Raw genomic sequence first — 10,308 nt, forward strand, 5'->3', positions numbered from 1 at the left:
AGAAGAATAATAAAAAATTGACTGCAATTAATAATAATATAAAAATAAAGTATAATGCTCCTTTAATCAAAAAATAGCGCATATTTAAAGGATTTTATCAAAATGTTTATAATTCTTGAAAATGAATAAAAAAAGTAAAAAAAAGAAGAGAAAAAATCTCTATTTTCTGAAAATCATATTTTTTATTTTTTCCAGTACTCCTACTGAAAGCAATCCTATAGCAACAGTATAAATCATTTCAGCCTGAGATTCATCAACACCCAATCTTTTGGATAACTGATCGATAATCAATTTCTTGTTCTTGTTACCTGCTAAAAAAGTGCTTTCAAAAACTTCATTAGCGGCTATACCCTGTTCATTTGTTAAACCTGTCTGGGAGGTTAATTCAGCAATAAAATCTTCTGCGTTCATTTTTTCACCTAAAATGTTTTAAATTAGAATTTAAAAATGTCTTTAGCCCAACTGACTTTGTGTTTAATGTCTCTGACTTTTTCTTCATATGATTCTTCTGAATCACCATAGTTTCCATCCAAGACTTTAGCTTTATCATCAACATCTAAAGTGGTATCTTTAATTTTTCCTAAAATACCTGCAGTTTCTATATCCTCAACTAAAGCTAAAGTTTCCTCTTTTGCTTCAAATAACATATCAATAGCTTGACCGACACTGATGTCATGCTTTTCTAACTGTTTGACTTTGTCTAGTTGCTCTTCGGTTAATTCAATTTCCATCTTCACCATAATTTTTCCCCATGAAACAAATAATTATTATATATTATATACATATTCATTTAAATTATTTTCTAGTCAAATTTAAGTTTGATTTTCATTCTGAATATTACGAAATACAATAAAACAAATGCAAGGATTAAGAATAGTATTCCTCCGGGAAATATTGACATTATTCCATATCCGCTTACCAAAAATCCTCCGATTGCAGTTCCTATTGCAATTCCTCCGTTGACTATAGTTAAAAATACACCATTTGCTAGTTCGGGAGTGTCAGGCAACAGAGAACTTTCCATATATTGTATAAGATTATATCCCAAGCCATCCATGATACCGAAAATGAAAATGAATAGTATGCAGACTATGAGATATTCGGCCGAGAAGAATATTGCTGCGATTACAAAACTGCACAGAAGCTGAAACCCTATTAATGTAACCCTGTCATTCTTGACAATCAATTTTCCTCCAATCCATGTTCCTGATATTGAAATCAAACCGTATACAAAAAGAAGAATGCTTAAGTTATATGTGTATACGTGAGTGACAATTTGAAGGAAATACGGCAGATAACTGTAGACTATTGTCGCTCCAATCGGCATCATTATTATGCCAAGTGAACCCATTATAAACTTTTCAGATTTCAAGGATGAAACAGGCACTTCATAGCTTTTTGATTTGCCTTCCATATTCGGAAAGTATATTATAATTAATATTAATGTTACTAAATTGATCAGGAATATCCAGGCCATTGCCATTTGATAACCCAAAACGGTACCTATTGCAGTTGTTATCGGAAGACCTACGATGCTTCCTATTGATATTCCCAGAAGTATCTTTGTAATATAGTCCTGCTCCTCACCTTCAGGGGCGATTTCTTCACATACTGTTAGTGCGATTGATATGAATGCGGGATAGAATATTGCAGATATTATTCTTGAAATTGATGCAACATAAATATTTTTGGTGAAAATTATTATGGCATTGGCAATTGCAAAGACTGTCAGTATGAAAACAAATGTCCGTTTTCTTTCATATTTCGAAAATATTATGGGCATAAACAATCCGCATGCTGCTATTGTGAAGGTAAATGAACTCACATATAATCCTGTTATTGCAATTGATGTGTTGAAATACTCTGATATTTGTGATATTATCCCTACAATGCTTAATGGAGTATTGATTCCCAATGCAGACAACATCAGAATATATACAAGTAATTTTGGATTGTTTTTCATTGCTTTATATTTTTAATTTAATTTTATATATTTTAATTGTTTATTTTTTAACTGTTTCAAAAGAAACATTTATATTAATTCCATTACAAAGTATTACTCAGGTGATAGAATGGACAATAATGCACCTGTAATCGGATTCATTCACAATATCTCAAAAAATCAAATGAAATATCTTAACTCACGCATTAGTGATTTTAACCTTGGAAAGGAAGTAAGATATATAATGATGATTTTTGATAATCCCAATTGTTCACAGGAAGATTTGGTGGCATTTTACGGTGAAAGCAAAGCGAATATTGCCAAATCCCTTAAGAAACTTGAAGATGACGGATATATCACAAGGGAAGTTAATCCGGAAAACAGGCGAAAATACATGCTTAAAACAACACCAAAAGCTAATGAACTGGTTCCAAAAGTAAGGCAGATTTCCCTTGACTGGGAAAGTGAAGTTGGAATCAATGAAGAAGATGAGGAATTTAAGCAGAAATTAAGAGAAATAGCAATCAGAGGAATGAAACTTATAGAGGGAGTGTAGTCATGGAAATAGATTCAGAAAAGATTGTAATATTTGTAGCATTTATAACATCCTTTTTTGCGGTGTTCTTATCTGTAGGTATAGTTTTGGGAGTACCGGCCATTGGTGCGGAATTTGGAATGAACAACGTCATCCAAAACTGGATTACAACATTGACTGCGCTTGTCGTTGCGGTCTTTACGCTTCCGGCCGGCCAGATTTCAGGAAAATATGGAGTTAAAAAATCATTGATAATGGGCGTTTCAATATTTCTTATTGGTTCTCTTGGAGCATGCTTATCATTTTCAACAGAAATGTTTTTAATATTTAGAGTTCTGCAGGGTATTGGAATTGCATTTTCAAACGTATCCGCAATAGCTATGGTTGTACAGGCGGTCAAGCCACAGAATAGAGGAAAAGCATTGGGCTTTACCATTACAGGAATATATCTTGCGGGATCACTGTCACCGGTATTCAGCGGATTTCTGGTATACAACTTTGGATGGAGGTCAATGTTTTATTTTGTCATACCATTCCTAGTAATCTGTATAATACTGATGATTTTAAAAATACCTAAAGAGTGGAAAACCTATGAAGGCAGCAAAATCGATACATTGGGCTATATTTTATACGGAATAGGAATATCATTATTCATTTACGGATTCACAAATCTGATGAATGGATTTGGAGCCATATCAATCATCATAGGATTGATACTGCTGATTATTTTCGGATATTATGAGCTTAAGATTGAAAGCCCTGCATTCAACATGAATCTGTTTAAAAATACAAAGTTCACATCATCCAATATTGCGGCTTTATGCAGTTATCTTGCAATAGCTTCAATCACAACAATCCTTAACTATCACTTCCAATATGTAAGAGGCTGGAACGCTCAAATGTCAGGAATCATGCTGATAGTCACCCCGATAATAATGGCAATATTGGCGCCTAATTCAGGAAAGCTATCCGATAAGATTCATCCGCAGAAACTGGCGGCAATCGGAATGAGCATCGCTACAGTAACATTGGTGATATTAATATTTTTAGATGCAAATACACCGTTATATCTTATTGTGATAGCTATGATATTGCAGGGTATAGGAATGGGACTGTTCACTACTCCAAATACCAATGCGATTATGAGTTCAGTTCCGCCGAATGAAACTCCTAACGCTTCAGCTGCGCAGTCTGCAATGAGAACAATAGGTCAAACCATGAGTTTAGGTATTCTGACACTTGTATTTGCCTGGATTATGGGTAGCTTAAAGCTTTCATCCGAATATGCTGACATGATAGTTCAGTCTTCACAATTGATTTGTATAATATGCACAATAATCTGCATAATTGCAGTTTTCGCTTCTTTAGTCGGAATCAGGTCTAAAGATGAATTTAATATTAATAGAGAGGGATAAATTATGAAAATAGAATTTGAAACATATGTTATATTCGTATCCTTTATAACATCATTCTTTGCAGTCTTTCTGTCAAATGGAATAATCATCGGTGTTCCAGCAATTGCACAGGACTTTGCAATGAATAATGTTATTCAGAATTGGGTACCGACAATACTGTTCCTGGTTGTAGCAGTATGTACTGTTCCCGCAGGACAGATATCAGGAAAATTTGGAGTTAAAAAATCATTGCTGGCTGGAGTTATAGTATTCTTAATAGGGTCAATCGGCGCTGCTCTTTCATTTTCAACAGAATCATTCTTGTTGTTCAGGGTATTTCAAGGAGCAGGTATGGCATTTTTAAATGTATCCGCAATGGCAATGGTCGTACATGCAGTAAAACCGCAAAACAGAGGAAAAGCATTAGGATTTACAGTTACAGGAGTATATCTTGCAACCTCCCTTTCACCTGTAATTTGCGGATTTTTAGTGCATAACTTTAGTTGGAGAGCAATATTCTACTTTGTCATTCCATTTTTAGTATTATGTATCATCTTGATGATTCTGAAAATACCTCAAGAATGGAAAACCTATGAAAAGGACAAAATCGATAAGGTCGGATCAATATTATATGCACTTGGAATTCTGGCATTTGTTTATGGATTTACAACATTGATTACAACAACCGGTAAAGTCTTGACAGTTTTAGGAATAATAATGCTTGTAATATTTGGAATTTATGAGCTAAGGCAAACTTCCCCTGTATTCAACATGAATCTGTTTAAAAACAAGAAGTTTACCTCATCAAATATTGCGGCATTATGCAGCTATTTGGCCATTATGGTGGTTACAACAATCCTAAACTATCACTTCCAATATGTGAGAGGCTGGGATGCTCAAATGTCTGGAATGATACTTATCATCACACCAATTATTATGGCAATAATGGCGCCTAATGCAGGTAAGCTTTCAGATAAGATTCATCCGCAAAAATTGGCGGCAATAGGTATTGGAATTGCAGCAGTAGCACTTGCAATATTGACATTCCTTACAGGAGATACTCCATTGTATGTTGTTATTCTTGCTATGATTCTGCAGGGTTTCGGTATGGGATTATTCTCAAGCCCGAACATGAACGCAATCATGAGTTCAGTTCCGCCAAAGGATGCTCCGACTGCATCAGCTTCCCAGGCCACAATGAGAACAATCGGTCAAACCATGAGTTTAGGTCTCTTGACATTGATATTCGCTTGGGTAATGGGCAATCTGGAACTTGCTCCGCAATATGCAAGCATGATTGTGCAAGCTTCACAGATAATCTGCGGAATCTGTACATTCGCATGCATCCTATCAGTATTTGCATCCCTTGTCGGAATCAAGTCCAGCGACAAATTCAATACTGACAGACCAACTTGATAGTATTTTTACTATCAGGTTTTATTTTTTTGGTGATATGATGAAAAAGCGCTATATTATACTATCAATAATAGTTATCCTTCTTTTGATAGTTCTTGCATTTGGCATATATTACATCAATGACTATTATCATGCAGACGATAATGTCAATAAGTATTTGAAAGGAACCAAGGATGTTAAGGTCATAAACACAACAAATGGACTATTGTTGGATGGATACGGTAATGATACTGCACTTATATTCTATCCCGGTGCTAAAGTCGAGTATACTTCATATATTCCAATGCTGATGGAATTGTCTGAAAGCGGCATAGACTGCTATCTGGTTGAAATGCCTTTCAACTTGGCATTTTTCGGACAGGATTCTGCTGATGAAATTATAGATTCTGGCAATTACTCACATTATTTCATTGCAGGCCATTCACTGGGCGGAGTTGTAGCATCATCCTACGTTAATCAAAGCAATAAAAGTGACGGTTTGATATTGTTTGCTTCCTATCCTACTGAAAAGATAGAAAAACCTGTCTTGTCCATTTATGGATCTGAAGATAAGGTGTTTAATATTGACTCATATAATGAAGCCAAACCATTGATGAGCAATTTGACTGAAATTGTCATTAAGGGTGGAAACCATGGTCAAATCGGCAATTACGGCAATCAGTCCGGTGATGGTCAGGCCACTATCAGCTGGCAAAAGCAACAGGATAGATGTGTAAATGAGATAATTGATTTTATCAATAAAATCTCCTTTACATAATTTCTCTTTTTTATTTTTTTAAATCAAAGTGTTTCAATGAACTGCCACTTTAATGATAGCTATTTTTTATTAAATCATAATCATTAGAATTATTGAATGATAAAAATCATTAAATATACATAACACAATTGCTAAATATTAAAGTATGGAAATTACTGCCGAAGAAATGAAAAAATCAATTGAAAAAATTTATGAAAGGCTTGATGAAGTCTCTCCAGTTGATTTTGATTGCGGAAAACTATGCGGTGAAGTATGCTGCAAGGATTTGGAAGGTGAAGGTGAACTTGCACTATATTTACTTCCAGGTGAAGAGTTGATGTATGAAGAAAGCGACGAATTTGAGCTATATTACATTGATTCATCAGAAATTAAATATCCTCATTCCTGGAAAGGACAGATATACCTTGTAAAATGTGTTAATCCTCCAAGATGTGACAGATCAATCAGACCCATCCAATGCAGGACATTTCCATTAATACCTCATATAACTAAAAATGGAGAATTCCATCTTATTTTTGATGAAACGGAGTTTCCCTATGAATGCCCAATTGTGCGTGACCATATCAAATTGAACCATGATTTTTTAAAAGTAACATATGAAATATGGATGAAACTGATAACCAATCCATTAGTCTATGATTTGATAGATATGGATTCAAGAATGAGGGACAACAGAAAAACAAACTATGAAATCGTAGTTTGAAAAAAATTGATTTCTATTTTCTAACTACAGTAGATTTTTTAACAGTATCCTTAATATAAGATGCCTGGTATTTAACTATTCTTCCGACTTTAAGCTTCTTAAGCACATTCTTTTTAATGGTTACTTTAGCTATTCCTTTCTTGTTTGTTTTTGCAGTATATTTTTTGCCATTGAATTTGAATGTGATTTTTTTGTTCTTTAGAGCCTTTTTGCCTTTTTTAAGTTTTGCAGTCAAAATCAATTTGCGGGAGGATTTTTTGACTTTAATGCTTTTTAAGCTTAAAAGATGTTTTACGGTTAGCTTTTTGGTTACGACAGCTCCTTTGTATTTCACTGTTATCTGATATTTATTAGGGACTTTTGTGATTTTCAGTTTTGCAACGCCGTTCTTATTGGTTTTCACTGATTTGACAAATTTACCATTGATATAAAAGTCAACATATTCCCCGACGACAAGCTTGTCAAAACTGTCATAAACTTTGACCTTAAATATAGATCCGTCCTTATAATACATCTTCAGGTTCTTAGCCACAATCGTAGGGGTTTTTAATACAGTAATGTATTCGTAATCATAGCAGCTTGCGTATTTTTCATCACCTATAAAGCCATAATAGATTAATCTAATACCTTTTAAAGGAGGAATTATTTCTACGATTGCTTTACCGTCTTCAACTATGCCATAGAAATAATCATCACCTATTGAAACCCAAACGTCTCCCATCAAATCCTTAGGCAATGTGAATTTCAATTTTGCAGGGAAATTTGCAATTATCTCATCCGGAACTGTGATGTTTATTGATGGAGTCAATTTGAAGTCTTCAAGATATATGGATTTTGAATAGTTTCCATAATCGCTGCCGTTATAGATTATTTCAGCATAGTATGCATCCGGCAAATATTCATTCACAGGCAAATTGAGTTTTCCATTTGTTAAACCAAATTCCTTAGTTAAAAAAGCATTATAGGTGCCATCATAGATTATGAGGGTAATTGTGCCGCTTGCATTGTCTGGCATTTCAATCAAAAGATTGTTCTTATCCCTTTCAATTCTCATTTCGACAGATATTTTTTCATATAACTCATCAACCCTGAAATCATCTCCGGTATAATAAGATTCAATATGATATTCTCCTAATTTCAATTCATTGATTGGAATGATGGCCATTCCATTATTTAAAGATGTTGTCTTATTTAAAATAATGTTGTAATCCTTGTCTTTGATTATAACGCTTAAATTACCTTTTGCATCACCAGGCAATGTCAAGGAAACATTCATGTCATCACAAATTTCATAGACCTCCTTAATATTGATGGAAGGGATTACTTCAATTTCATCACTTACAATCTTTTTAGGATAGACTGAATCTCCCTCATAAGTGAAAGTTGCATTGTATTTTCCGATTTCCAGATTAGGAATCTCGATTTTACCATGGCCTTTTTTGAGTTTTACAGTATAATCCTTATTGTTTATGGATAATGTTCCTTCGCCGTTAATGCCTCCATAGCAATTAATTAGAATTTTTACAGGGTTTCCATAAACACATTCATCGCCGACAATCTCCATGAAATAGCTTACGTTAAATGAACATTTTTTGGTAAATGCTTCATATTTGCCGGTTGCTGGGAATTTCAACTCAACATTTTTGTATTCTCCAAAATCAAGGTCAGATATGTCAATGCTAGTTGTGGATTCATCATCTTCTATTGGACTGGCTGCCTTTACATACTTGCCGTCAATATACAACTCAACAAAAGCGGATGCGTCTTCGCTTTGATGAATGAAAATATGATTATTATATCCAATTTCATATTCGTTTAAAACATGAATTGAAATGAAGCTTACTGAAACATTTGTTTCATTTGATTTAGGATAATAATACTCGTCTCCGGAATATGAAACCTTTAAGGTGTAGTTTCCAAATGCCAAATCCTGCACCAGATCATCACTGGATATGGATGCGATGCCGTATTCTACCGGTAGCTCAAATTTTTTGTCTGCTATGGATACATTCAATGTTCCTTCTGCAGAATCGGCAATTTCAAAAGTGACTACTGAAGTGCTGTCAAAAACTATTGTGTCTGCTAGAATTAGAATGGCCGGTATTTCTCTTGGCTGACTTCTAACATTGATTAGCCCATCATAAGTGTAATTGCCATATCGAGAAGAAGTATAAGTTGCAACTATTGTTTGGTATTCCCCTATTTCAAGATTAAGGGGAATTCTTGCCTTGCCATTAATGATGCTTTCGTTTCCGATAAGCCCATCATTGTAGTTTACTGCAAAATAACCGTCAGCATCACTTGGAAGGCTGATTGAAATGCTATTGTCTTCATTAATATTAATTGATTTGGTATAGTTGATGTAAGGAATTATATTGAAACTGTAGTTATCAAAATATATCTTGTAATCATCGGCAGTGTAATTTATAGTGATGTTGTGATGTCCCATTTCCAAAAGGGATAAATCAACATTGACAATTCCCTCTGTAAGTTCTGAGCTTGCTATTGGAGCGTCATTTTCCAAAATGATGATGTCTCCTTTCGCATCGGACGGCAATCTGATTGAAATTCCCTTACCGCTTGAATATCCTATCTCACCAGGACATTCGGTATTCTCAATTACATAGACTGTGCGGGCAATTGAACGTGCAGGATATCTATAATCGCCAGGATAGTTGAAAATCAGTTTATTTTCACCATATTTCAAATCTTCTAATGAATATAATGCAATTCCATCCTCATCAAGAGCTATCTTTTTGATTTCACCATTCTGGTTTAGAATCATCTCATCGCATGCACCGGGAGTGTTAATTGTAAGGAGAATTTCATTTCCCCAACAGAACATTTCTCCATCATTAATGTCAACGTCCAAATAGTAAGACACATTAGCGATTCCGCTTTTGTTTTGTGCAGGGTATTTCTTATCTCCTGAATATCTGAACTCATAATCATGAATGCCGTATTCCAAATCCTTAAGCCAGATTGAACCCTCTCCATTATTTACATTGACAGTATCATAAAGTTTGCCATCGAAATATAGTGAAACTTTACCTTTGGCATCCACAGGTAAATTTACAGTGGCCCATTGCTGAGTATCAATGGAAAGGTCGCTAAATTCGTCAAACTTAATGTAATTGAGTGTAAATGTGTCTGTTGTGTTCCATGATTTATATTTTGCATCTCCCGAATAAACAAGTGAAAGGTTATAAGGAACATTATATTCAAAATCACTTCCGAATTCGTTCAAATCAAAATCAACATATCCACAGGAAGCGGTTTTGTTGACCTTTTCAACGTCGTCAACTTTTACTGCAACGGTTCCTGAAATATCCTCATCACAAAATTCCACCCAAAGGGAAGGATCGTCGGTTACGTAAAATTCTGATGAATAGCTTCCAAAATAAATTTTAGGCTTTTGCTTATCTCCATCATCGGAAATGACATCCGGTGCATCGTCACTTATCATTAAACTGTCCGAAGTGACATTATCATTATCACTAGCGCTAACTGCACCTATTGTTAGAATTGCCAATAAAATACTTATGATAATGATACATTTTA

9 protein-coding genes are annotated in these 10,308 nt (G+C 34.5%); 5 read left to right on the plus strand and 4 right to left on the minus strand.

From position 1 onward, the window contains the following. Nucleotides 1-159: 159 nt before the first annotated feature. The 3 genes from ACKI3D_RS06155 to ACKI3D_RS06165 form a co-directional block, all read right to left on the minus strand. Nucleotides 160-411 carry a hypothetical protein gene (locus tag ACKI3D_RS06155; protein WP_407392962.1) on the minus strand — a complete coding sequence of 84 codons (252 nt, stop codon included), beginning with the start codon at nt 409-411 and terminating at the stop codon, nt 160-162. A 23-nt stretch (nt 412-434) separates the two neighbouring features. Then, nucleotides 435-740 (minus strand): hypothetical protein, encoded by a 306-nt coding sequence (locus ACKI3D_RS06160; RefSeq protein ID WP_407392964.1) that lies wholly within the window; start codon nt 738-740, stop codon nt 435-437. A 62-nt stretch (nt 741-802) separates the two neighbouring features. After that, the gene (locus ACKI3D_RS06165; RefSeq protein ID WP_407392966.1) at nt 803-1,963 is read right to left on the minus strand and encodes an MFS transporter; all 1,161 of its coding nucleotides are present in this window, start codon (nt 1,961-1,963) and stop codon (nt 803-805) included. A gap of 109 nt (nt 1,964-2,072) precedes the next feature. On the opposite strand from ACKI3D_RS06165, the gene ACKI3D_RS06170 reads away from it, so the two are divergent. The 5 genes from ACKI3D_RS06170 to ACKI3D_RS06190 all read left to right on the plus strand — a co-directional run bounded on the left by ACKI3D_RS06170 (nt 2,073) and on the right by ACKI3D_RS06190 (nt 6,747). Beyond that, nucleotides 2,073-2,498 carry a MarR family winged helix-turn-helix transcriptional regulator gene (locus ACKI3D_RS06170; RefSeq protein WP_407392968.1) on the plus strand — a complete coding sequence of 142 codons (426 nt, stop codon included), beginning with the start codon at nt 2,073-2,075 and terminating at the stop codon, nt 2,496-2,498. A gap of 2 nt (nt 2,499-2,500) precedes the next feature. After that, on the plus strand, nt 2,501-3,892 hold the full coding sequence (locus ACKI3D_RS06175; protein WP_407392970.1) for an MFS transporter: 1,392 nt from the start codon (nt 2,501-2,503) through the stop codon (nt 3,890-3,892). Nucleotides 3,893-3,895: 3 nt separating this feature from the next. Further along, complete coding sequence (locus tag ACKI3D_RS06180; protein ID WP_407392972.1) at nt 3,896-5,287, plus strand: MFS transporter; 1,392 nt, start codon at nt 3,896-3,898, stop codon at nt 5,285-5,287. A gap of 37 nt (nt 5,288-5,324) precedes the next feature. Then, nucleotides 5,325-6,044 carry an alpha/beta hydrolase gene (locus ACKI3D_RS06185; protein WP_407392974.1) on the plus strand — a complete coding sequence of 240 codons (720 nt, stop codon included), beginning with the start codon at nt 5,325-5,327 and terminating at the stop codon, nt 6,042-6,044. A gap of 145 nt (nt 6,045-6,189) precedes the next feature. Next, nucleotides 6,190-6,747: a hypothetical protein gene (locus ACKI3D_RS06190; protein ID WP_407392976.1), complete on the plus strand. Its 558-nt coding sequence runs from the start codon at nt 6,190-6,192 to the stop codon at nt 6,745-6,747. A gap of 13 nt (nt 6,748-6,760) precedes the next feature. On the opposite strand, the gene ACKI3D_RS06195 is transcribed toward ACKI3D_RS06190, so the two are convergent. Further along, on the minus strand, nt 6,761-10,279 hold the full coding sequence (locus ACKI3D_RS06195; protein ID WP_407392978.1) for a hypothetical protein: 3,519 nt from the start codon (nt 10,277-10,279) through the stop codon (nt 6,761-6,763). Nucleotides 10,280-10,308 lie beyond the last annotated feature (29 nt).

The sequence above is a fragment of the Methanobrevibacter sp. genome (genome assembly GCF_045586545.1).
Lineage (GTDB): Archaea > Methanobacteriota > Methanobacteria > Methanobacteriales > Methanobacteriaceae > Methanocatella.

Coding starts and splice junctions, on each gene's coding strand:
- ACKI3D_RS06155 (WP_407392962.1), bottom strand. CDS start 411: ATGAACGCAGAAGATTTTATTGCTGAATTAACCTCCCAGACAGGTTTA.
- ACKI3D_RS06160 (WP_407392964.1), bottom strand. CDS start 740: ATGGTGAAGATGGAAATTGAATTAACCGAAGAGCAACTAGACAAAGTC.
- ACKI3D_RS06165 (WP_407392966.1), bottom strand. CDS start 1,963: ATGAAAAACAATCCAAAATTACTTGTATATATTCTGATGTTGTCTGCA.
- ACKI3D_RS06170 (WP_407392968.1), top strand. CDS start 2,073: ATGGACAATAATGCACCTGTAATCGGATTCATTCACAATATCTCAAAA.
- ACKI3D_RS06175 (WP_407392970.1), top strand. CDS start 2,501: ATGGAAATAGATTCAGAAAAGATTGTAATATTTGTAGCATTTATAACA.
- ACKI3D_RS06180 (WP_407392972.1), top strand. CDS start 3,896: ATGAAAATAGAATTTGAAACATATGTTATATTCGTATCCTTTATAACA.
- ACKI3D_RS06185 (WP_407392974.1), top strand. CDS start 5,325: ATGATGAAAAAGCGCTATATTATACTATCAATAATAGTTATCCTTCTT.
- ACKI3D_RS06190 (WP_407392976.1), top strand. CDS start 6,190: ATGGAAATTACTGCCGAAGAAATGAAAAAATCAATTGAAAAAATTTAT.